A 20,469-nucleotide genomic window follows, 5' to 3' on the forward strand; every position below is an offset into this window, starting at 1 on the left:
ATTTTAATCGGCTAGCAAACTTTATTTGGTTAAAGCCGTACAAACTGCATCACATTTAAAAAGGAGCTTTCATGAAGGCCATTACGACTATTTTACTTATTACAGGGTTATTTTTACTCACTGCCTGCACAAGTGCACCTGAAGGAATTACCCCGGTTAAAAACTTTGACTTAGAGCAGTACAAAGGTAAGTGGTACGAAATTGCCCGCCTTGATCACTCATTCGAAGAGGGCATGGAGCAAGTAACCGCGACTTACACAGTAAATGACGATGGCACAGTAAAAGTGCTCAACAAAGGTTTTATAACTAAAGAGCAAAAGTGGGATGAAGCACAGGGCTTAGCTAAATTTGTAGAAGGGACTGACACAGGCCATTTTAAAGTCTCGTTTTTTGGCCCATTTTATGGTGCTTACGTAATTTTTGAATTAGACCAAGACGACTACCAATATGCATTTATTACAAGTTATAACCGTGATTATTTATGGTTTTTATCACGTACACCTACCGTTAGTGACAAACTTAAACAACATTTTATAGCTAAAGCAAACAAACTAGGCTTTGCTACAGAGCAAATTATTTGGGTTAAACAGTAGTTATTTAGCGATGTAAAGGGGCTTTACAGTTGTAGTGCTAATGATTGTTACAGCTGTAATAAAACGATCATTTTACTGTAAGGTAAGTTAAATATGTTAGGGCTATATTAGCTGCACTTGCAACAAGACAAGCAAGTATTGGACATGCTGAATATCCCCCTATTGTTGGCAAGCTTTATAGCTTGCCATTTTTTTGCCTAAAATTAATGGCTTTCTTTGGATCAGGTTTTTACTAACTAAAGTGAATTTACTGCCAGTAATAGCACTGATAAGCCAATCAGTAACATATTTAAAAAGCTAAATGGCTTAATCAACTTTTCTATAAAATTATAAAAAATCGTTATAATTAATACACTTAGCCCCATAAAGCCACAAAACAGTAAAGCACCGTATCCCTGCTGCGTAACAACACAGAGCAATAAACTTAGTAAAATACTGATCCAGGCAACTATTAGCAGCAAATTACTTTGCAACTTAGAGGGACGCGTTGTAAACACCGTTTTAAAATGCGCTGGCTTTGCCAAAGCAAAACCATTAAAAGCAAACAAACAGAGGCTAAAGCTTAGTAAATCAATCATGCTTCTTGCCTCTTTTTATTATCGGCTAGCTTATTAGCTGTTTTTTTAGATGCGCTAGAAGCAGTACGTAATTTTTCGGTTTGTACTAAAAACAGTATGCTAAACAGTAAAAATACCGCATCGAAAATAAACAAGGCCCATTGTTTATTAAGTAAGTAGCTCACCATATTGCCCTGTGTGGTGAGCGCATTTATTGCCGGTACACTCAAACACGCGAGGGCATTTATGGCTGCCATTACACGCCATTGCAGCCTATCGCGCTTTAAAAGTGCCATAACGGCAACCACTAACCATGCTAAAAAGAACGCTGTAACTTCTTTTTCACCACGCCCTGCTAAGGTTGGACTAAGTAATCTATTGGCAATAAAAAAGGCGCAAGTAGCCAGTGGTAAACCCATAATAGTGGCAAGGTTTAAACCTTCGACTAATTGTAAGCCAAGTGAGTCTTTACCCTTATTACGCTCGCGTATGCGTTTAGCCCACATTATGCAGCCAGAGCCAATCATTACGCAGCCTGCAATACCGCCAAGTACGTATAACCAGCGCAGTAAAGGCGTAGCAAAGCGCCCTGTATGCATAGAGTTAAGTGACTCATAAAGTGCTTTACTACTGCTAAGTTCGTCATCAGTTTGTGCAACTAATTCGCCGGTAGCACCACTAAACAAAAGCCGCGGAGATTGATCGCGAAGCGCCTTTGCAGGGCTTACCAATACCGTTACTGTTGAGGCGGCCATATTCGGTTTACTAACCTGAACACGCGTAATATCTGCACTAGGCCACTTGGTATAAACTTGATCCAAAATAGTGTTTATAGAGAGCAAATCTGCACTGCCTTGGGCGTTATTAGTCACGTTATTGCTAGGTGTTACATCATTAAAAAAGCCACGCATACCCTTGTCGTAGGTCGTTAACGCAGGGTAGGGGAACAACATAAATATAAGCGTAATAATGCCTGTGTAAGTAATCATTAAATGAAACGGCAAGGCAAGTACCGAGCTTAAATTATGCGCATCTAACCAGCTACGAGTCCCTTTATTGCGCCTAAAAGTAAACATATCTTTAAACATGCGCTTATGAATAACCACGCCCGAAATTATTGCCAGCAGCATAAAAAAGCTGGCAAAACAAACCACCCAACGCCCTGTTATGGCATCTAAATAATAAAGCTGATAATGCAAGCGATAAAAAAAGTTACCGCCTTTGGTTTCAATAAAAGGGGGCAGCGCTTGCATGTTGTTTGGGTTTAATTGGGTATTTACAAACTGGCTGCGGCGCTGTCCTGGCTCTTTAGGTTTTGCATAGCCATATACTAAATACGGTATTCGCGCTTCGGGCAAGGTAATACGCCAACTAGGGGAGTTTGCAGCGCGCTGATTTAAGTAATCAAAGCCCTTTATAATTTGCTGCCTTTGCGCGGCCACTCTGTCGGTTTGGGCTTGCACATTGTGTATAGCAGGTTGATTCCACAAGTTTATTTCGTCTCTAAAAAAACTCGCTGTGCCTGCAAAAAATATTACGTAAATAATCCAACAGGTAAGTAAGCCCACCCAGGTATGCAGCCAGGTCATCGACCTAAAAAAGCTGTCTTTCATAGCCATCCCTTCAATAACGCCAATACAGCAACAAAAAAACCTGTACTTAGTAAAATACTGATCCATGTAGTTTTTAACGACTTAATCGAAAACGCATAAATAAACACGGCGGCGTAAATTAAAATACTGATAGACACACACAGTAATACGGCATCTTGCTTAGGAATGGGCAGTAGCACACTTAATAATGAAATACACGCTGAGGTAAACGCATAGCCACCTACTATGGCAATAATAAAACGCAAAAATACTAACACTCTATAGCTTTGGGCCACCTTTAAAAGCGCAGCTAGGTTAGTTTTTGTAAAAGATGCTATGTGCAGAGGTGCCTGCATAGTTAACAAATCCCTTATTCAAATACGAGGATAAAAATAAGGGGTCATTATAAAGCTTACAAATACAAAAGATAGTGATTCTCATTTGTATATTATAGATAATTCAACATTATTGTCTAGCATGTTAGTAAAATACTGATCTCTGCTCTTTTAGGGTTATTGCTTAGCTAATAACGAAGGTTTACAGTGGTCAATACTGGCAAGCCAAAGAGTAAATTTAAAATGAGCAACCACGAAAAACTAAATTATGTAGAGTTTCCCGCGTGCGATTTAACAGCCACAAAAAGCTTTTTTACTAACGTGTTTAACTGGCAATTTACCGACTACGGCCCAGAGTATACGGCGTTTAGCGGCCAAGGACTTGATGGTGGCTTTTTTAAAGCACCGCTTAAATCGCTTACTCAGCATGGGGCCGCACTGCTGGTGTTTTACAGTAACGACATTCACGCAACCTATAAAAAAATAGCGCAATATGGCGGCAAAATAGTAAAACCTATTTTTGAGTTCCCCGGTGGTTGCCGCTTTCATTTTACCGAGCCGAGTGGTAACGAATTTGCCGTATGGTCAGAAAAACAATAAATATATCAAATGATTACTTGTTATTTTAGATGAGATCACGATTTTACTAACTAATAACTAATTTGAGTAAAATAAACCGATTTTTTACCAACTCATTAGGTCTAAATGGCCATTTAGAACAAAATTTAAGCATTTAAGGCCAGATTTATATGGATCCCATCAATTTAATTGAGCAAGTTAGTAAATGCGTGATCTGTGAACCTCATTTACCGTTAGGTGCTCGCCCCGTTATACAATTTAATACCAATGCGCGTATTTTAATTGCCGGCCAAGCACCGGGCATAAAAGTACACGAAACTGGCAAGCCCTTTAACGATGCCAGCGGAAACCGCCTACGAGAGTGGCTTGGACTAAGTGTTGATGAGTTTTATGATCAGCAAAAAATAGCTATTTTACCTATGGGCTTTTGCTACCCTGGTAAAGGTAAGTCGGGCGACTTACCTCCGCGTAAAGAATGTGCACCTGCTTGGAGAGCGCAATTAATGGCCGCTCTGCCAAATTTAGAGCTAACAATAGTGCTTGGTAAATACGCGCAGGCTTATCATTTACCACATACTAAAAACAGGCCCTTAACCGAGTTAGTAAAATCGTGGCGTGAGTATTGGCCGGAGCATTTGGTGCTACCACACCCAAGCCCACGCAATAATATTTGGCTTAAAAAGAACCCATGGTTTGAGCAAACAGTACTACCAGAGCTTGGCGTTCGTGTGACTACAATATTAAATAAAGAGCCATAGTGAACATTTATAAATCAAACGGTTATATGCTTGTAAAGGGGCTTTACAGAATTGCTTTAAGTAAATAAAGAATCATTAGTGGTTTTAAACTCTATAAATTTTAATTTAATTACTTTTTTAATTACCTGCTAAACGAGAGCAACTATAAATATTACTAATAGTGTTTAATAAATAAACATCACTGTTATTTATTTTAAGACTCGTCAGTATGAAATAGACGCAAAATTATCCAATAACAATAACCTCTATAATGGAGTTGCAGCTATGACAACTGAACACACACAGTCACACACACGTTTAAAGCCTGCTTTTTTAAAACAAAAAGCACTAACTTTATTTACCCTAAGCGCATTAAGCGTGGGTATGGCACAAGCTGGCGAGCAAAAAGTAAATAACAGCGAGCTTGAAACCATTACCGTCACTTCGCAAAAGCGGGTGCAATCACTGCAAGATATTCCTACCTCTATTCAAGCGCTTTCGGGTGACTACCTCGAGCAAAACAGTGTTGACGATTTACTCGCCCTAAGCGAAAACCTACCTAACGTGCATATAACCGAAACCTCAAGCAGCAAACGTATTTTTGTACGCGGTATTGGCTCTGGTACTAACTCTGGCTTTGAGCAATCGGTTGCTATGTATAAAGATGGCGTGTATTTAGGGCGCGGGCATCAGGCTAAATTTCCATTTTTAGATATGCAGCGCCTTGAACTTATAAAAGGCCCGCAGTCGGTTATGTTTGGTAAAAACGCCACGGCAGGTGCCTTTAGTATGATCTCAAATTCGCCAACCGATGTGTTTGAGGGCAATGTATCGGCAGAGTTTGGATCAGACAACGAAAAGCGTTTTACCGGGGTTATAAATATTCCTATTAACGATGATTTAGCCATTCGTATTGCCGCATTTGACCACTCTGTTGATGGCTTTTTATATAACCAAGCGCGCCAAAGCGACGAGCAATCTAACGACTCATCAGGTGCGCGTTTATCAATAGATTGGCAAATAAACGATGATATAAATGCATTATTTAAATGGGAACACGGTGAGTTTGAGTCGCACGGTTCACGCTACCAATACATTATTGATACTCCCAACCGCGACTTACAAATAGCAAGCGATCCAACAAATCCGGGTAACGTGGGCTATCGCTCACTTTTACTAAGCGACAACTCGGGCCTTGATTACACAAGTTCGGTATCGGGCGATGGCCACCCAGGCGGGCTTAATGAGCAAAGTAAAACAACGCTTGATAACGCATCACTTAAATTAACCTATAACCATGGCGAATACGAATTTACCTCTGTAACCACGTATAGCGAGTACGATTGGGATTCAACCTTTGACGCCGACTTTTCAGAAATCCCGCTTATAAAACAAGACTACTTAGAAAACTATAACCAGTTTACGCAAGAGTTTAGAGTAAGCTCGCCAACAGGGCGCACGCTTGAATACGTAGCGGGCATTTTTTACATGAGCAGCGAACTGGAACACCCAAACGATATTTTATTTGGCGCATCGTTACTTATTCCTGATTTAGTGGGTACATCATTGGGCGTAAATGCCCTGTTTGATCAAGACCAACAAAGCTACTCAGCATTTACCGCCCTTACGTGGAATGTAAACGAGCAATGGCGTGCTAATTTTGGCCTGCGTTATCAAAAAGAAGAAAAAGAAGTAAGCAGCGTACAAAATGTGTATAGCGTATTTGAGCCAAACACACCGCAAGCCGTACAACAATTTGCCAATGCCGCTGCGCCCATTATTGCAGGGCAGCTTTCGGGCGCGGGGGTACATAACCTTAACGCTAAGCGTGATGAATCACACTTATCACCCAATATTAGTGTGCAATATTTAGGGTTTAACAACACCATGTTATTTGCAAGCGCCGGCATAGGCTACAAAGCCGGTGGTTTTGATGGCTCTGGCTTAAATGGCTCGCAAGGTAATACGGTTGATGAAAACTCAGGCTTTGAGTTTGACGACGAAAAAGCCACAAATTTTGAATTTGGCATTAAAGCCGAGCCAATTAAAAATACTCTACAAGTAAACGCCACACTGTTTTACACTCTGTACGATGACCTACAAGTATCTGAATTTAATGGTAATGCATTTGTAGTTAAAAATGCTGCCGAAACCAAAGTAAAAGGGATTGAGCTCGATTCGCGCTGGGCAATAAATCAAAGTTGGCAGCTATCGGCAAACCTTGCTGTGCTTGATTTTGAATACGAGCAATACGCCAGTGCCTCGCCAACAGTTATGCAAAGCGAGCTACTTGGACAAGCGTTTCAAGATTTAACCGGGCAAACGGGCGCGTTTGCTCCCGATTATTCAGGCAATATAGCAATTGATTACAATACCGAGGTATTTTCAAATCTTACTTTAAGTAGCAATTTAGCACTTAACTTTAGTGACGATTACTTTCTAGAGCAAGATCTTGACCCAATAGCCAAGCAAAGTGCTTTTGAAAAGCTAAATTTACGCATAGAACTAGGCAGCAGTGAAGGAGATTGGTCGGTGTCGTTATTAGCTAAAAATCTAACCGATAAGCAAACTTTTTCGCAGGCCAATGATGTGCCAGTAATTAGCTACGCACACCGTTTTTTATCAGAGCGTGGGCGCAGTTATCACGCACAATTTAATTATCGCTTTTAAGTTTGTCAGCAGGGATAAGTTGCTGGGCTAAACCTAGCAGCTTTTCTCGCATCCAACTATTTACTAAATCGTCATCGGCTTGTTCGTGCCAATACATGTGCACGGGCATTAACGGCACATCAAACGGCAAGCTAGTTACATGCACAGGCATTTGCTCTTTTAATACCTGCGCGTACGCGTTTGGCATTGTCATTATCATGTCGCTTTGGCTAATCACTTTAGTCGCCGCAAAATAATGTTCACATTTAAGCACTACATTACGGGCAAGTGCATGCTTTGCCAGCGCCATATCAATAATATCTACCTGCGCACCTTTTAACGACACCAACGCGTGCGATGCCTTTGCGTAATTTTGTACGGTTAAGTCATTTAATATTGGGTGATCGTGCCTACAAATTAGCGAAAAATGCTCATTACAAATAAAGGTATTTTTTATATGGTTGCTCGTTGGGGTAAGCACATCAATGACTATATCTAGCTCTTGGTTTTCGAGTGATTTTTCCATATCAACATGCGAAACCTGTCGGCTGTTAATTGTAATATTAGGGGTGTTTGTAAGTAGGTCGCTCATTAGTGGCGGAAAAAATATCGATTCTAAAATATCTCTAAAGCCAAATTTAATTTCCCGCTTAAAGGCGGCTATATCAAAAAGCCGCTCGTTGTTCATGGTTGCCTCTAATGCCTGCACCGACTCAATCACTTGGGCTATTATTTTTTGGCAAAAAGGCGAGGGCACCATACGCCGACCATGGCGAATAAATAAGGGGTCGTCAAACTTATCTCTTAGGCGCGAAAGCGCATGGCTAACTGCTGGTTGCGTTAAATGCAGCTTATCTGCAGCACTGGTAATGCTCCCCTCTTGGTAGACCGTTTTGAGTATTACAAACAGGTTTAAATCTATCTTTCCATGCATAGCATTTATGTTTAACCATTAATTAACATCACTTCTATTTATCTTAAGCGAGACTAAACTAAAGTCAATAAACTTTAATTTAGGATTATTATGAGCAATACACTAGAGCAGCAAGCCGCAAAAATGACCATAGGCAGCGATAAATTTAAACTTATTATGCCGCCTAAATTTAACACCCTAAACGAGCAACGCACCTACGAAAAACAGCGCCTAGCCGCGGGCTTTAGAGTATTTGCTATGTACGGTTTTGATGAAGGGCTTGCGGGACACATAACACTTCGCGACTGCATAGAGCTCGATACATTTTGGGTAAACCCCGTAGGTATGCACTTTGCGCATATTAAAGCGTCAGATCTTATTCGGGTTGATCATAAAGGTAATATTATTGAAGGCAGCACACCGATTAATAATGCGGCGTTTGCTATACATTCACGTATACATATGGCGCGCCCCGACGTAAACGCAGTAGCCCATGCGCATACACGTTATGGCCGTGCGTTTTCAGCACTAGGTGAGTTACTTAAACCAATTTCGCAAGATGCCTGCGTATTTTACGAAAACCACAGTGTATTTGATGTATTTAGCGGCGTAGTAGCCGACAGCGAAGAGGGCGACATGATAGCTAAATCGCTGGCTGATCACTGCGCTGTTATTTTGCAAAACCATGGTTTACTTACCGCTGGTTCGTCGGTTGATGCCGCAGTTGCCAACTTTGTATTGCTAGATAGCTGCTGCCAAAGCCAGTTATTAGCACAAGCCGCAGGCGAGCCTAAGCTTATCTCGCACGAGGTAGCACTACATACAAAACAAGCCAATGGCTCAGAGCTGGTTACATGGGGGAACTTTCAGCCCATGTATCAGGTCGTTGCTGCACAAGATAACAGTTTTTTAGATTAAAAAATGGCAATAACTTAGTTTTTGATGGACTAAATTTTACGCGGTAATGGCCCACACACCCAAAGCCGCGTTAAACACCATGCACTCACACGCAAACACACATTATAAAAATACGTTGAGAGTTTTATGACTATAACAACAATTAAAAACCACGCCGATATTGGCAATTTAAACCTTGCTGAAATATCACCAGCGCAACTTCCTCGCTCTACTTATCATGCCATTTTACAATCGGCCCAAAACTTTGGTGATGCAACCGCTATTGAATACATTTTAGATGGCGACTGTATTAGCGAAGCGCAAATTCCGTTTGCAAAAAAACTTATTCACCGCATTTTAATGACCTTTAAAGGCAAAAGCTTTGCTAATCCGCACCGTAAAATGAGTTACAAAGCGCTCGCAAAAAACGTAACAGGCCTTGGCAATGCATTGCACTCGTTGGGTATTACTAAAACCGAGGTAACCTCGCTGGTGTTACCTAACTTTCCAGAAACCTATGTCTCGCTTTGGGCAGCAGAGGCCGCAGGCATTGCAAACCCCATAAACCCCTTGCTTGATGAGTCCATAATGAAAGAAATTATGATCTCAGCCAATACCAAAGTAATTATTGCCCTAGGCCCAGTGCCTGGTAGCGATATTTGGCAAAAAGTAATGGCAATTAAAGAGCATATACCCGGCCTGAAAGCAGTTATTAGCTTATTTGGTGACGACATAGCGTGCTCGCAAAATAATAAAGTACCCGTGTATGGGTTTAAAAAGTTAGTGGCAGCGCAAAATACGCAAGCAGCTAATTTTACTTTGCCTGAGCAAAGCGATGTGTGCGCGTATTTTCATACGGGTGGTACCACCGGTCTACCAAAACTTGCAAAGCACTTGCACTTAAACCAGCTCACCAATGCAGGGCAGGTTAATTTACTTTCGCCAGTAAACGCAGGCGACACCATGTTAGTAGGCTTACCTATATTTCATGTAAATGCGGCGGTAGCCACGGGCATAGCCTCGGTTATGAAAGGCTGTAAAATTTTACTCGCAAGCCCATCTGGTTTTAGGGGTAAAAACATCATTCAAAACTTGCTCACCCTAATTAATAATTACGATGTAGCCGTTATGACCGCCGTACCTACGGTTTACGCTGCTATGGTTGAGCAAATTACTTCGCAAAAAATTACTGTACCACCGCTTAAAATGAAGTTTGCCATTTGTGGGGCCGCGCCGCTTTCATCAGATTTACAAGCCCTGTTTACTAAACTCACCAATACCCCACTGGTAGAGGGTTATGGCTCAACTGAGGGCAGCTCGGTAAGTACGTTAATGCCTGTAAATCCAATTAATAAAGAGGCTTCTGTAGGGCTACCAATACCGGGGATTACGCTTAAAATTGCCGATATAAACGAGCAAGGCACGCTTGTTAAAATGTGCGATACACTCGATGTTGGCGAAATAATAATAACCGGTAATAACGTATTCCCGGGGTATGTAGAAGATGCGCATAACCAAGGCGCATGGGTAGTTGATGAAAACGGCCAACAATATTTTAGAACCGGGGATTTAGGAAAAATAGATGAGAGCGGGTATGTATCGTTATGCGGTAGGCAAAAAGAGCTAATAATACGCGGCGGGCACAATATAGACCCCAAAATGATTGAAGATGCCGCAACCAGCCACCCCGATGTAACACTTGCTGCCGCCGTGCCACGCCCAGACAGCTACGCAGGCGAAGTGCCGGTACTTTACGCCATGCTAAGCCCACAGAGCACGCTTAAGCTTGATGATCTCACCACATATGTTAGCGCCAACATACCTGAGCGAGCAGCAATACCAAAAGCTATTTATATAGTTGACGAAATACCGCTTACTGCTGTAGGTAAAATTTATAAGCCCGAACTGGTTTGCCTAGAAATAAAACAAACCATTACAGAGGCAATTAACGCGCATTTAAAAAACAAAGCCGTGCAAATAAACGTATTTGCTGATAAAAAGTTAGGCATAAAAGCAAATATTTTTGTAAATGAAAACGAAATAAACGAGTTACAGCCTCAAATAAAGGCGCTGTTAACCCCGTTTTCATTTAACTATGAAGTACTCGCTATAAAAACAATAACTAACGAGGTCGCCTAATTTGAATGCATCTTTTTTAACAGAAATAATATTACCCCTAGCCTTAGCGCTCATTATGTTTGGTATGGGTTTAGGCCTTACAACTACTGACTTTACAAGACTTTTTAAAAAGCCCATAGCAATTGCTATGGGCTTGGTAGGCCAAATTATCGCCATGCCGCTATTGGCTTTAGGTTTATGCTATTTACTTAATTTACCCACACCAATTGCAATAGGGTTAATGATTTTAGCCGCGTGCCCTGGCGGTACTATGTCAAACGTAGTGAGCCAGCTAGCAAAAGCTAATTTAGCGCTTTCGGTAAGCTTAACCGCTGCCTCAACTGCTATTAGCATTATTACCACACCGTTTATTATTGGCTTTGCCATGCACCAATTTGCGCCGCAAGACGATGCCAGCTTTTCAATATTAACTACATCACTTGGGCTATTTGTAATCACCTTAGTGCCTGTAGCCATAGGCATAAGCCTGCGCCATTTTAAAAGCGAATTTGCGATTAAAAGCGAGCCGTTTTTTAGGCGCTTTTCGTTATTTTTTATGCTCGCCATGATAGCCGCGCTAGTAATAAAAGAACGCGCCTTACTGGCAAGCTCATTTAACGATGTATTTTGGGCGTGTATAGCACTTAATATTGGTTCAATGATCATTGGCTTGCTAATAGCAAAGCTTTCAAAACTATCTTTAACTGATTCGTTAACACTCGGCATTGAAGTAGGGATTCAAAACGCATCGCTGGCTATTTTAATTGCTATAAGCTTTTTAAATAAGCCTGAGTATGCGGTAACTGGTGGTGTATATGGCCTTGCCATGTTTATTGGGCCACTGTTATTAATTGCTGGGCTTAAATTTAAAAACAAACGCCTTGTAAACGCTTAAAAAACAACGCGAAGCGCCAAATTTAGTTCACTAAATTTGGCGCTTTTTTTTATAGCTATTAACGTTTAAAAATATGCTGCACTTGCCCGCGTAACCATACTAACGCGTCGTCTTTATCAGTACTTTGATGCCAATATAAATGCTGATAAATAGCAGGCATAGTGGTGGGCACAGGCCTTGTTATTAGTGTGTCGTCAAGCAATTGGCTTGCAACCATTGAAGGTAAAGTAAGTAAAAATGGCGCGTCTTTTATTACCTCTTTCGCGGCAAAATAATTTTGACAACGTATAGCCACCTGCCTATTAAAACTCAATTGCAATAACGCAATATCTTCAATAACAGTACCGGTTGCCCGGTTAGATACCGCCACATGCTTAGCCGCTAAATAATTGTCTATATTGAGTTGGTTTTTAAGCGGGTGGTTTTTTTTCATGAGTACACAAAAGTGATCGCTTGAGAGAACAGCGTGGCTAATGGGCGCTTTTATTGGCCGTGCTACATCAATTGCCATATCTATTTGATGATTAGCTAATTGCTTATGCATATCTTCACGGCTTAATTTTACGCTCGCTAAGCTTGCATTGGGAGCATGTTTTGCCAGTGCAAGTTGCAATTTAGGCAAAACAATAGGCTCTATTGCATCGTGCAGGGCTATTTTAAAGGTTTGCGCTGTGGTCACTAAATTAAAGTCACCGCAGGCTTGTAGCACTTGGCGTAATTTTTCGAGTAAATCTATTAGCTCGGGTGCCATACGTTGGCACGCAGGGGTGGGTAGCATTAATTGCCCTTGGCGCTCAAATAACGGATCGTTTAATACACTGCGCAAACGTTTTATAGCATGGCTAACTGCTGAGGGCGTTATGTACAGCACCTTTGCGGTTTCGCTCATGTTTTTTTCACGGTATAGGCATTCAAATATTTTAAGTAAATTTAAATCTAACTGTTGAATATTTTTAGCTTCTATCATTATTACCCGCTCATACTATGAATGTAATTCACACTTAACTGGTAATATATTTCATTTAATTCATTGGGGCGAATGTTTTATGCTGGGTTAACTAAAAAATAAACAGGCAACCCTAATGAACTTTGAGCCAAGCCAAAAAAGCCAAGACTACCTAAAGCGTGTAACTGCCTTTATGGATGAACACGTATTGCCTATTGAGCAAGCAGTAGTTGCGCATAACCATGCTAAAAATAATTCAAACGATTGGACCACTTGGCAACTAAGTGAGCACATTGAGCCATTAAAAGCGAAAGCAAAAGCCGCTGGCCTGTGGAACTTATTTTTACCCGATGCCAATTTAGCACAAGGTTTAACCTGCTTAGAATACGCCCCTATTGCAGAGCAAATGGGTAAATGCTTATTTGCCTCAGAAATATTTAATTGTAACGCCCCCGATACCGGCAATATGGAAGTGCTTTATCATTTTGCAAACGATGAGCAAAAACAGCAGTGGTTAACCCCATTATTAAATGGCGATATTCGCTCAGTATTTGCTATGACCGAGCCCGATGTCGCTTCATCAGATGCGACAAACATGCAAGCAACCATAGATGTTGATGGCGACGAGCTTATTTTAAATGGCAAAAAATGGTGGACCACCGGCCTTGGTCATCCTAATGCACAGGTGGCTATTTTTATGGGGCTTTCCAACCCCGAAAACGATAAACACAGCCAGCATTCAATGGTACTTGTGCCGCTAAACACACCCGGTGTAAACATTAAGCGTATGCTAAGTGCCTGTGGCGATTTTGATGCCCCCTACGGCCACGGTGAAATGAAATTTAATAACGTACGCGTACCAAAACAAAACCTTATTTTAGGGTTAGGCAAAGGCTTTGCCATTGCACAAGGGCGCTTAGGGCCTGGGCGAATTCATCATTGTATGCGCGCAATTGGCGCAGCAGAGCGCTGTTTAGAGCTCATGATTAAACGCGGGCTATCGCGCAGCGCTTTTGGTAAACCCTTACTTAAATTAGGCGGTAATTTAGAACGTGTAGCGCAAGCGCGTATGGCAATAGATCAAGCCCGTTTATTAACCCTACACGCGGCATGGAAAATAGACACTCAAGGCGTTAAACACGCCATGACCGAAATATCGAGCATAAAAGTAGTCGTGCCTAATATGCTGCAAATGGTCTCAGATATGGCAATACAAGTGTTTGGTGGCGCAGGGGTGTCGAGCGACTTTCCTATTGCCTCGTTTAATGCAATGGGCCGTATTTTACGCCTTGCAGATGGCCCAGACGAAGTACATATGGGCATGGTTTCGCGCCTCGAACTTAACAAATACCGCTAAGGCAACACCATGAAAACACGACTAATAATAACAGGTGGAGCCACAGGACTGGGTAAAGCTCTAGCCCTGAGTTACGCAAGTAATTTGGGCGCTAACTTACAAATTTGTATTGCCGATATAAACGCCGAGCGTGCAGCCATAACCATTAGTGAGCTGCAAGCACTAAAAGCTGATGCTTTTTTTTACGCCTGCGATGTAACCAAGCAAGCAGATGTAAAGGGGCTTTACGATATTATCCAAACTAAGTGGCAAGGCGTAGATATTGTTGTTAATAATGCAGGTGTAGCAACGGGCGGCTCGCTTGAGGGCGAATCGCTTGAGCAATGGCAGTGGATTATGGATATTAATTTGCTCTCTATGGTGCGGGTGTGCCAAACGTTTTATCCCGTATTTAAGCAACAAGGCAGTGGCTACTTTATTAATATAGCCTCACAAGCAGGGCTTACCCCTATTCCGTTTATGAGCAGTTATAACGCCGTAAAAGCGGCGGTTATTGGCTTTAGCGAAACCTTAAAACTTGAACTCGCCCACGATAATATAGATGTAAGCGTAGTGTGCCCAAGCTTTTTTAAAACCAATCTTGATGAATCAATGCGCACTAGCGAGCCGGCCATGAAAACCATGCTTAATCGTGCCTTTGAGCGCTCCCCCATAAACGCACAACAAGTTGCCGATATTATTTATACGCAGTCACTTAAACGCCCATTTTTAATTTTGACCCATAAATTAGGTAAACAGGCCTTTTTAATGAAAAAACTACTACCCGTTGAGTGGTACATTAAAAGCATGCTGAAAAAAACACGCTCTATGCAACGTTTAAAATCAAAATAATAAAGGCTAGCAATGAACACACAATTATTAGATCAAGCCAAAAACGTACGCCAAGGCGAAGAGCTCGACACACAAAAAGTAGATGCCTGGCTTAAGCAACACATTACACAATTAACTGGCGAGCCAAGTGTTACTCAATACGCAGGGGGGGCATCAAACTGGACCTACTGCCTAGAGTACCCAGAGCAATCGCTTATTTTACGCCGTGCGCCCAAAGGCACCAAAGCCAAAGGCGCACACGATATGGGCCGCGAGTTTAAACTTCAGCAGGCACTAAAACCAGTTTACGGCTATGTGCCAAATATGGAGGCGTTTTGCGACGATGAAAACATACTCGGCACCGACTTTTACGTTATGGAAAAGCTTACGGGGATAATTCCGCGTAAAAATTTACCACGCGGATTAACCCCCACGCCCGAGCGCACCAAAAAGCTGTGCGAAAACGTACTCGACTGCCTAGTAGAGTTACACAAAGTAGATTACAAACAGGCCAATTTAAGTCATTTAGGCAAAGGTGAAGGCTACACCCAGCGCCAAATTAGCGGCTGGAGCGAGCGCTTCACTAAAGCCAAAACGTGGAATGTACCCAGCGGCAAAAAAGTAATTAAATGGCTTGAAAACAACATGCCAAGTAACGAGCGCATTTGCATAACACATAACGACTTTAGGTTTGATAACGTTGTGCTTGATGCAAACGACTACACCAACGTACTGGGTATTTTAGATTGGGAACTTGCCACCCTTGGCGACCCACTTATGGATTTGGGTAATACACTGGCTTACTGGGTAGAGCCAGGAGATGACTTTTTAGCCCAAGCCACGCGCCGTCAACCCACTCACTTAGAGGGTATGCTAACGCGCAAAGAAGTGGTGGCCTACTACTGTAAAAAAATGAATATAACCGTAGATGACTTTACCTTTTACGAAGTGTACGGACTATTTAGACTTGCCGGCATTGTGCAGCAAATTTATTACCGCTATCACCATGGGCAAACTAAAAACCCCGCCTTTAAACACTTTTGGGTGTTTGTACATTACCTTTTATGGCGCTGTAAAAAAGCCATTAACACCCAAGGTAAAGTCTAATGTGTATTTTATATTTAGTACGCCACGGGCAGGCCAGTTTTTCGGCTGATAATTACGATACGCTCTCAACAAAAGGGCAACAACAAGCCACACTACTGGGTGAATATTTAGCACAAAAGCAGCTCACGCCCGATGCTGTATTTGCAGGCAGTATGCTGCGCCATAATCAAACCGCAGAGCTTAGTTTAGCAAGTGCTAATAATACGCCTGTGGTAATAAACGATGCGCGATTAAACGAGTACGATCACGAACATATTTTAGCCGTTTATAACCCACAGCTTGCCACCCCAAGCCAAGTTCGGGCGGTACTTAGCAAGCAAGCCGAGCCTATGGAATACTTTAAAACGGTATTTATTAGCGCCATACAGCAATGGGTACTCAATCCCGACAGCACTCAGTATAACGAAAGCTTTAATGCATTTACTGCGCGTGTACTGGGCGCACTTGAACAAATAGCCAATGAAAACCACGGTAAAAAAGTACTTATTTACACCTCTGGCGGGCCTATTAGCATTATAACCAGCCATTTAATGGGGCTAAAGCTCGAGCGCTTTATTGATATTAATTGGAGCTTAGTAAACGCAGGCGTAACCAAAGTAGTGGCGCGCGGCAAAGGGGCAAACCGTCAGTTAAGCATTAGTAGTTTAAACGAACATCACTTTTTAGAGTGCCACCCACAACAAAAATTAATTACATACACCTAAGGATCTAATTATGCGCAAAAACATACTAATAACAGGTGCAAGTTCAGGCTTAGGCAAAGGCATGGCAAAAGAGTTTGCAAAACAAGGTTGTAATCTAGCTTTATGTGCTCGGCGCTTTGAGCTGTTAGAGCAGCTAAAAAGTGAGCTTGAACAAATAAACCCAAATATAACCATTAGCATAAAAGTGCTTGATGTTAACGACCACGAACAAGTATTTAGCGTATTTAATGCCTTTAAAGAAGAACTTAACGGCCTTGATAGAGTGATCATAAATGCTGGTATGGGCAAAGGAGCCTCTATTGGTACGGGTTACTTTAATGCCAATAAACAAACCGCACAAACTAACTTTGTGGCCGCACTGGCGCAAGCTGAAGCCGCAATGGAAATTTTTAGAGCGCAAAACCATGGTCATTTAGTGACTATTTCATCTATTAGTGCTGTACGTGGTTTTAGGCGCGCCATGACCGTTTACGCCGCCACTAAAGCGGCTATTACCTCATTAAGTGAGGGCATACGCATAGATGTAATGCACACGCCTATAAAAGTAAGCTGTGTACATCCAGGTTTTATAAGAAGCGAAATAAACGAAAAAGTGAAAACAGTGCCGTTTATTGTTGATACCGAAACTGGCTGCAAAGCACTGGTAAAAGCAATAAATAAAGAAAAAGCCAACAGCTTTGTACCAAGCTGGCCGTGGGCATTCCTGCATTGGATTTTACGCATAGCACCGCTGAGTACAATTCGTAAAATGTCGTGAGTGTTATAAATTTTAGGTATTAAAAAAGGTGGCAAATGCCACCTTTTTTAATTGTTTAATACTTATAAAAGTGCAAACAACTTTTTAAGCTGTGGCATGTATTCACTTACTAATGCTAAATTACTTTCGCTAACAAGTGACTCGGTTGTATCAGCAGCGCTTGACGCATTACCTAACGAACCCATTAACGATGTAGCGCCTTTATCTTTAGCGCTTTTCATGCTTTGAAAACCACCCATTAATTTGTTTGCTGTTTCTTTATTTTCATCAGACAAACCCGATTTAAGGTTTTCTATGTATGCCATAGACACTTCAGAACCCACGGTAATTAACTGCTCAGGCGTAAAGCCATAGCGAGTTGTTACGCTCGCAAAGCTTTTATACAGTGATTGCTCTTTAATCATATTGAGGGCTGTATTTGCAAGCGCGCCTTGCTCTGCTGTAGTTTGATCTGCGGTTGCACCTAGCATGCTGCCTAAGTCTACGTTTTTTAACGCGTCTTGAGAGCTCGCCCAGCTTGTTACAGCAGGTAAGGCTTTCATGTAGCTTTGTAAATCACCTTCGGTGATATCTTTAGCAAAACCAGAAAAGCTCATTGCTAACAAGCTCAGTGATACAAGTAATTTTTTCATGCAGGTACTTCCTATTATCGAAAATCGATTATTATATTAGGCCCGTATAAGGGATGCGCAATTAAAAACTAAATAATTGCCTATGCCAATCTAAATTTATTTATTGGCGTAAATGTTTACTCAACTTTGCATTAACCGCCTATTTAGCTTATTCACCCTAAGTCAATGTACAAATGGTACAATGCATTTTTAGCAACGGAAACTGAACGCAATGTTAACAATTTCAAATACAGTCACTATTGATGAGTGGGAATTAGAGCTCACCGCTATTCGTTCTCAAGGTGCCGGTGGCCAAAACGTTAACAAAGTCGCCAGCGCCATTCATTTACGTTTTGATATTAATCGCTCTAAATTACCAGACTTTTATAAAGAACGTTTACTTGCTTTAAACGATTCGAGGATCACTAAAGAGGGCGTTCTCATCATTAAAGCACAAAGCCACCGTACCCAAGAGCTTAACCGCGAAGACGCGTTAAAACGCTTAAAAGATCTCATATTAAGCGCTACCAAGGTCAATAAAGCCCGCCGTGCAACTAAACCAAGCCGTAATTCGCAGCGTAAACGCATGGATAAAAAAACTAAACACGGCCAAACAAAAGCATTGCGCGGTAATATTAAGTTTTAGCAATAAACCTAAATGGATGCGCCTAACTATATTAGTGCAAGGCGCATTACATATTAAAAGTTAAGTAGGTTAGCAGGAGAGTATTGGTCGGTTAGAATTTTGGTGTTTTTAGGCCAATCTTGCTCATCTTTTGTGTACTGCATGTAATTGCTTATGGCGTTTATATCTACATCATATTTTTTAAGCTTGGGCCCAAGCGCTTTAACACGTTCGTTAAGTTGAGCCTTAGTTGGCATAGCTTTAAAACCCGCTAAAATAATACGGTTGCTTCGATTAGCGCGGCTTACGTTAATAAAATCGCCAAACACGCTATGGTAAGTTGCCGACTCGTGCTCGTATAGTTTACTACTCGAAAATGTATTCGCAGCAACTACGCCGCCATCAGCCAACACACCTTTAACCTCTTCAAAAAACTCTTTGGTTAACAGGTGCTCAGGAATGTAGTCACCGTTAAACGCATCAAGAATGATCCAATCGTACTTTTTCTTTTTAATAGCCGCGCGTTTAATAAAAATACGGCCATCTTGAACACTAGATGTCACTTTATCGTTTTCAATAAAGCTAAAGTAGTCGCGAGCCACACTCAATACAGCGGGGTCTATTTCTACATTGTGTATTTTAGCCGCAGGGTATAACTCATGAATAACATTCGACAATGTGCCTCCCCCAAGCCCAATAATTAATACATTTTTAGGGTTTTCGGTTACTAATAAACTCGCAAAAGTAAGCTTTGTGTAGTTGAAAACGAGCTTATCGGGGTCGTTTTTGTACATGCAACTTTGACTTGTTTGGCTACTTTTAGTGTTAAATTTTAAGCAGCGTAAATCGCGAGTTTCATCAACAATAATATTTCGGTATAAAGAGCGCTCTTCGTGAATAACATTAGCTAAAGCAGCGCCTGAAAACACACTAAGTGCTAAAAATACATATTTAAGCATGCGCAAGCTCCTTATTATTAGCAACACTGTTTACAGCAATTGCAACAACACCTAACACACCCAACGTAGTAGCAAAGGCACTAATAATGGTGTTTACATCAAACGCGAGTACAAAGTAAAAAGAGGTAATAATAGTGCCAAGGGCACTGCCAAGCGTGCTTACAAAATACAAAATACCTGCAACTTGGCCGCTTCTTTCGCTGTCGGTAACCAGCAACCTTACTGAGTACGGTGAAATCATGCCTAGTATAATGGTTGGAATAAAAAACAACGCAGTAGAAGCGAGTAACGAGCCATAACGGCTATCTTCAATATGGGTAAAAATAAATGCCATTATGGGCTCAGCAAACAACGTAATAGGCACAACCATAATGCTCGCAACTAAAAATATTAATCCGTATTTAGTCAACGACGCATTTTTTGTACTTAGCTTACCGCCAAGTAAGTAACCAAACGACAAGCTAAGCATAAACACAGTAATAATACTGCCCCAAATATGTACACTACTGCCAAAGTAAGGCGCTAAAATGCGCCCTCCTAAAAGCTCAATCCCCATAATGCAAAAGCCACTGCAAAAGGCTAAAAAGTAAATCAAAGCGTTTGTTTTTGAAGTCATGTTTTTATCGTTATGTAACTATAAGTAGAGCACCATACTAACGTGATGCCACCAGAGTCGCTAGTGTAATAATTAGCCGTTTGTAGGAATAAAAAAAGTATTGCTTATTAAT

At 41.4% G+C, this 20,469-nt stretch carries 21 protein-coding genes; 13 read left to right on the top strand and 8 right to left on the bottom strand.

What is annotated here, in order from left to right; all coding sequences use genetic code 11:
- The first annotated feature begins 71 nt into the window (after window positions 1-71).
- Window positions 72-593 carry a lipocalin family protein gene (locus R0J88_RS04115; protein WP_410899173.1) on the top strand — a complete coding sequence of 174 codons (522 nt, stop codon included), beginning with the start codon at window positions 72-74 and terminating at the stop codon, window positions 591-593.
- Window positions 594-829: 236 nt separating this feature from the next.
- Here the strand turns inward: R0J88_RS04115 and R0J88_RS04120 are convergent, their stop codons facing one another.
- Genes R0J88_RS04120 through R0J88_RS04130 form a run of 3 tightly spaced genes read right to left on the bottom strand, consistent with a single transcriptional unit; the run spans window position 830 to window position 3,098 of the window.
- Window positions 830-1,171 (bottom strand): DUF3325 domain-containing protein, encoded by a 342-nt coding sequence (locus tag R0J88_RS04120; RefSeq protein ID WP_410899174.1) that lies wholly within the window; start codon window positions 1,169-1,171, stop codon window positions 830-832.
- Window positions 1,168-2,763, bottom strand: coding sequence for a PepSY-associated TM helix domain-containing protein (locus R0J88_RS04125; RefSeq protein ID WP_410899175.1), 1,596 nt, complete (start codon window positions 2,761-2,763; stop codon window positions 1,168-1,170). The genes R0J88_RS04120 and R0J88_RS04125 overlap by 4 nt, the downstream gene beginning before the upstream one ends.
- Window positions 2,760-3,098 (bottom strand): hypothetical protein, encoded by a 339-nt coding sequence (locus R0J88_RS04130; RefSeq protein ID WP_410899176.1) that lies wholly within the window; start codon window positions 3,096-3,098, stop codon window positions 2,760-2,762. The genes R0J88_RS04125 and R0J88_RS04130 overlap by 4 nt, the downstream gene beginning before the upstream one ends.
- Window positions 3,099-3,320: 222 nt before the next feature.
- Here R0J88_RS04130 and R0J88_RS04135 point away from each other — a divergent pair, with 222 nt between their 5' ends.
- The 3 genes from R0J88_RS04135 to R0J88_RS04145 all read left to right on the top strand — a co-directional run bounded on the left by R0J88_RS04135 (window position 3,321) and on the right by R0J88_RS04145 (window position 7,063).
- Window positions 3,321-3,677 carry a VOC family protein gene (locus R0J88_RS04135; RefSeq protein WP_410899177.1) on the top strand — a complete coding sequence of 119 codons (357 nt, stop codon included), beginning with the start codon at window positions 3,321-3,323 and terminating at the stop codon, window positions 3,675-3,677.
- A 149-nt stretch (window positions 3,678-3,826) separates the two neighbouring features.
- Complete coding sequence (locus R0J88_RS04140) at window positions 3,827-4,414, top strand: uracil-DNA glycosylase family protein (RefSeq protein WP_410899178.1); 588 nt, start codon at window positions 3,827-3,829, stop codon at window positions 4,412-4,414.
- A gap of 264 nt (window positions 4,415-4,678) precedes the next feature.
- Window positions 4,679-7,063, top strand: a complete 2,385-nt coding sequence (locus R0J88_RS04145) for a TonB-dependent receptor (RefSeq protein ID WP_410899179.1) — start codon at window positions 4,679-4,681, stop codon at window positions 7,061-7,063.
- Here R0J88_RS04145 and R0J88_RS04150 read toward each other — a convergent pair.
- Window positions 7,047-7,976, bottom strand: coding sequence for a LysR family transcriptional regulator (locus tag R0J88_RS04150; RefSeq protein WP_058429330.1), 930 nt, complete (start codon window positions 7,974-7,976; stop codon window positions 7,047-7,049). The two genes, R0J88_RS04145 and R0J88_RS04150, sit on opposite strands and share 17 nt — an antisense overlap.
- Window positions 7,977-8,066: 90 nt before the next feature.
- Here R0J88_RS04150 and R0J88_RS04155 point away from each other — a divergent pair, with 90 nt between their 5' ends.
- From R0J88_RS04155 to R0J88_RS04165, 3 genes are all read left to right on the top strand, one after another.
- On the top strand, window positions 8,067-8,873 hold the full coding sequence (locus R0J88_RS04155) for a class II aldolase/adducin family protein (protein WP_410899180.1): 807 nt from the start codon (window positions 8,067-8,069) through the stop codon (window positions 8,871-8,873).
- 126 nt (window positions 8,874-8,999) lie between these two features.
- Window positions 9,000-10,991 carry an AMP-binding protein gene (locus R0J88_RS04160; protein WP_410899181.1) on the top strand — a complete coding sequence of 664 codons (1,992 nt, stop codon included), beginning with the start codon at window positions 9,000-9,002 and terminating at the stop codon, window positions 10,989-10,991.
- Between the two features lies 1 nt (window position 10,992).
- Window positions 10,993-11,865: a bile acid:sodium symporter family protein gene (locus R0J88_RS04165; protein ID WP_010556125.1), complete on the top strand. Its 873-nt coding sequence runs from the start codon at window positions 10,993-10,995 to the stop codon at window positions 11,863-11,865.
- A 58-nt stretch (window positions 11,866-11,923) separates the two neighbouring features.
- Here the strand turns inward: R0J88_RS04165 and R0J88_RS04170 are convergent, their stop codons facing one another.
- A complete protein-coding gene (locus tag R0J88_RS04170; RefSeq protein ID WP_410899182.1) occupies window positions 11,924-12,832 on the bottom strand; it encodes a LysR family transcriptional regulator in 909 nt (302 codons plus the stop codon).
- Window positions 12,833-12,947: 115 nt separating this feature from the next.
- Here R0J88_RS04170 and R0J88_RS04175 point away from each other — a divergent pair, with 115 nt between their 5' ends.
- Genes R0J88_RS04175 through R0J88_RS04195 form a run of 5 tightly spaced genes read left to right on the top strand, consistent with a single transcriptional unit; the run spans window position 12,948 to window position 17,546 of the window.
- Window positions 12,948-14,168 carry an acyl-CoA dehydrogenase family protein gene (locus R0J88_RS04175; RefSeq protein ID WP_410899183.1) on the top strand — a complete coding sequence of 407 codons (1,221 nt, stop codon included), beginning with the start codon at window positions 12,948-12,950 and terminating at the stop codon, window positions 14,166-14,168.
- A gap of 9 nt (window positions 14,169-14,177) precedes the next feature.
- Window positions 14,178-14,999: an SDR family oxidoreductase gene (locus R0J88_RS04180; protein ID WP_410899184.1), complete on the top strand. Its 822-nt coding sequence runs from the start codon at window positions 14,178-14,180 to the stop codon at window positions 14,997-14,999.
- 12 nt (window positions 15,000-15,011) lie between these two features.
- Window positions 15,012-16,085 (top strand): phosphotransferase family protein, encoded by a 1,074-nt coding sequence (locus tag R0J88_RS04185; protein ID WP_039037317.1) that lies wholly within the window; start codon window positions 15,012-15,014, stop codon window positions 16,083-16,085.
- Window positions 16,085-16,789, top strand: coding sequence for a histidine phosphatase family protein (locus tag R0J88_RS04190; RefSeq protein ID WP_410899185.1), 705 nt, complete (start codon window positions 16,085-16,087; stop codon window positions 16,787-16,789). Before R0J88_RS04185 ends, R0J88_RS04190 begins: the two co-directional genes overlap by 1 nt.
- A gap of 10 nt (window positions 16,790-16,799) precedes the next feature.
- Window positions 16,800-17,546 carry an SDR family oxidoreductase gene (locus R0J88_RS04195; RefSeq protein ID WP_170865589.1) on the top strand — a complete coding sequence of 249 codons (747 nt, stop codon included), beginning with the start codon at window positions 16,800-16,802 and terminating at the stop codon, window positions 17,544-17,546.
- Between the two features lie 62 nt (window positions 17,547-17,608).
- Here R0J88_RS04195 and R0J88_RS04200 read toward each other — a convergent pair whose 3' ends face one another.
- A complete protein-coding gene (locus R0J88_RS04200) occupies window positions 17,609-18,178 on the bottom strand; it encodes a hypothetical protein (protein WP_006793277.1) in 570 nt (189 codons plus the stop codon).
- 211 nt (window positions 18,179-18,389) lie between these two features.
- Here R0J88_RS04200 and arfB point away from each other — a divergent pair, with 211 nt between their 5' ends.
- Window positions 18,390-18,803 (top strand): alternative ribosome rescue aminoacyl-tRNA hydrolase ArfB, encoded by a 414-nt coding sequence (arfB, locus tag R0J88_RS04205; protein ID WP_006793276.1) that lies wholly within the window; start codon window positions 18,390-18,392, stop codon window positions 18,801-18,803.
- A 53-nt stretch (window positions 18,804-18,856) separates the two neighbouring features.
- On the opposite strand, the gene R0J88_RS04210 is transcribed toward arfB, so the two are convergent.
- Together R0J88_RS04210 and R0J88_RS04215 are read right to left on the bottom strand one after the other, a co-directional pair.
- Window positions 18,857-19,741 (bottom strand): spermidine synthase, encoded by an 885-nt coding sequence (locus tag R0J88_RS04210; protein WP_006793275.1) that lies wholly within the window; start codon window positions 19,739-19,741, stop codon window positions 18,857-18,859.
- A complete protein-coding gene (locus R0J88_RS04215) occupies window positions 19,734-20,357 on the bottom strand; it encodes a fused MFS/spermidine synthase (protein ID WP_410899186.1) in 624 nt (207 codons plus the stop codon). Before R0J88_RS04215 ends, R0J88_RS04210 begins: the two co-directional genes overlap by 8 nt.
- Window positions 20,358-20,469 lie beyond the last annotated feature (112 nt).

The organism is Pseudoalteromonas sp. SIMBA_162 (assembly GCF_046535955.1).
Classification (GTDB): Bacteria; Pseudomonadota; Gammaproteobacteria; order Enterobacterales; family Alteromonadaceae; genus Pseudoalteromonas; species Pseudoalteromonas marina.

What these genes read in the sequence shown, in the direction of transcription:
- R0J88_RS04175 (WP_410899183.1), top strand. Translation starts at nt 12,948, where the DNA reads ATGAACTTTGAGCCAAGCCAAAAAAGCCAAGACTACCTAAAGCGTGTA.
- R0J88_RS04130 (WP_410899176.1), bottom strand. Translation starts at nt 3,098, where the DNA reads ATGCAGGCACCTCTGCACATAGCATCTTTTACAAAAACTAACCTAGCT.
- R0J88_RS04210 (WP_006793275.1), bottom strand. Translation starts at nt 19,741, where the DNA reads ATGCTTAAATATGTATTTTTAGCACTTAGTGTGTTTTCAGGCGCTGCT.
- R0J88_RS04120 (WP_410899174.1), bottom strand. Translation starts at nt 1,171, where the DNA reads ATGATTGATTTACTAAGCTTTAGCCTCTGTTTGTTTGCTTTTAATGGT.
- R0J88_RS04145 (WP_410899179.1), top strand. Translation starts at nt 4,679, where the DNA reads ATGACAACTGAACACACACAGTCACACACACGTTTAAAGCCTGCTTTT.
- R0J88_RS04200 (WP_006793277.1), bottom strand. Translation starts at nt 18,178, where the DNA reads ATGAAAAAATTACTTGTATCACTGAGCTTGTTAGCAATGAGCTTTTCT.
- R0J88_RS04190 (WP_410899185.1), top strand. Translation starts at nt 16,085, where the DNA reads ATGTGTATTTTATATTTAGTACGCCACGGGCAGGCCAGTTTTTCGGCT.
- R0J88_RS04125 (WP_410899175.1), bottom strand. Translation starts at nt 2,763, where the DNA reads ATGAAAGACAGCTTTTTTAGGTCGATGACCTGGCTGCATACCTGGGTG.
- R0J88_RS04195 (WP_170865589.1), top strand. Translation starts at nt 16,800, where the DNA reads ATGCGCAAAAACATACTAATAACAGGTGCAAGTTCAGGCTTAGGCAAA.
- R0J88_RS04170 (WP_410899182.1), bottom strand. Translation starts at nt 12,832, where the DNA reads ATGATAGAAGCTAAAAATATTCAACAGTTAGATTTAAATTTACTTAAA.
- R0J88_RS04150 (WP_058429330.1), bottom strand. Translation starts at nt 7,976, where the DNA reads ATGCATGGAAAGATAGATTTAAACCTGTTTGTAATACTCAAAACGGTC.
- arfB (WP_006793276.1), top strand. Translation starts at nt 18,390, where the DNA reads ATGTTAACAATTTCAAATACAGTCACTATTGATGAGTGGGAATTAGAG.
- R0J88_RS04140 (WP_410899178.1), top strand. Translation starts at nt 3,827, where the DNA reads ATGGATCCCATCAATTTAATTGAGCAAGTTAGTAAATGCGTGATCTGT.
- R0J88_RS04215 (WP_410899186.1), bottom strand. Translation starts at nt 20,357, where the DNA reads ATGACTTCAAAAACAAACGCTTTGATTTACTTTTTAGCCTTTTGCAGT.
- R0J88_RS04185 (WP_039037317.1), top strand. Translation starts at nt 15,012, where the DNA reads ATGAACACACAATTATTAGATCAAGCCAAAAACGTACGCCAAGGCGAA.
- R0J88_RS04115 (WP_410899173.1), top strand. Translation starts at nt 72, where the DNA reads ATGAAGGCCATTACGACTATTTTACTTATTACAGGGTTATTTTTACTC.
- R0J88_RS04180 (WP_410899184.1), top strand. Translation starts at nt 14,178, where the DNA reads ATGAAAACACGACTAATAATAACAGGTGGAGCCACAGGACTGGGTAAA.
- R0J88_RS04160 (WP_410899181.1), top strand. Translation starts at nt 9,000, where the DNA reads ATGACTATAACAACAATTAAAAACCACGCCGATATTGGCAATTTAAAC.
- R0J88_RS04135 (WP_410899177.1), top strand. Translation starts at nt 3,321, where the DNA reads ATGAGCAACCACGAAAAACTAAATTATGTAGAGTTTCCCGCGTGCGAT.
- R0J88_RS04155 (WP_410899180.1), top strand. Translation starts at nt 8,067, where the DNA reads ATGAGCAATACACTAGAGCAGCAAGCCGCAAAAATGACCATAGGCAGC.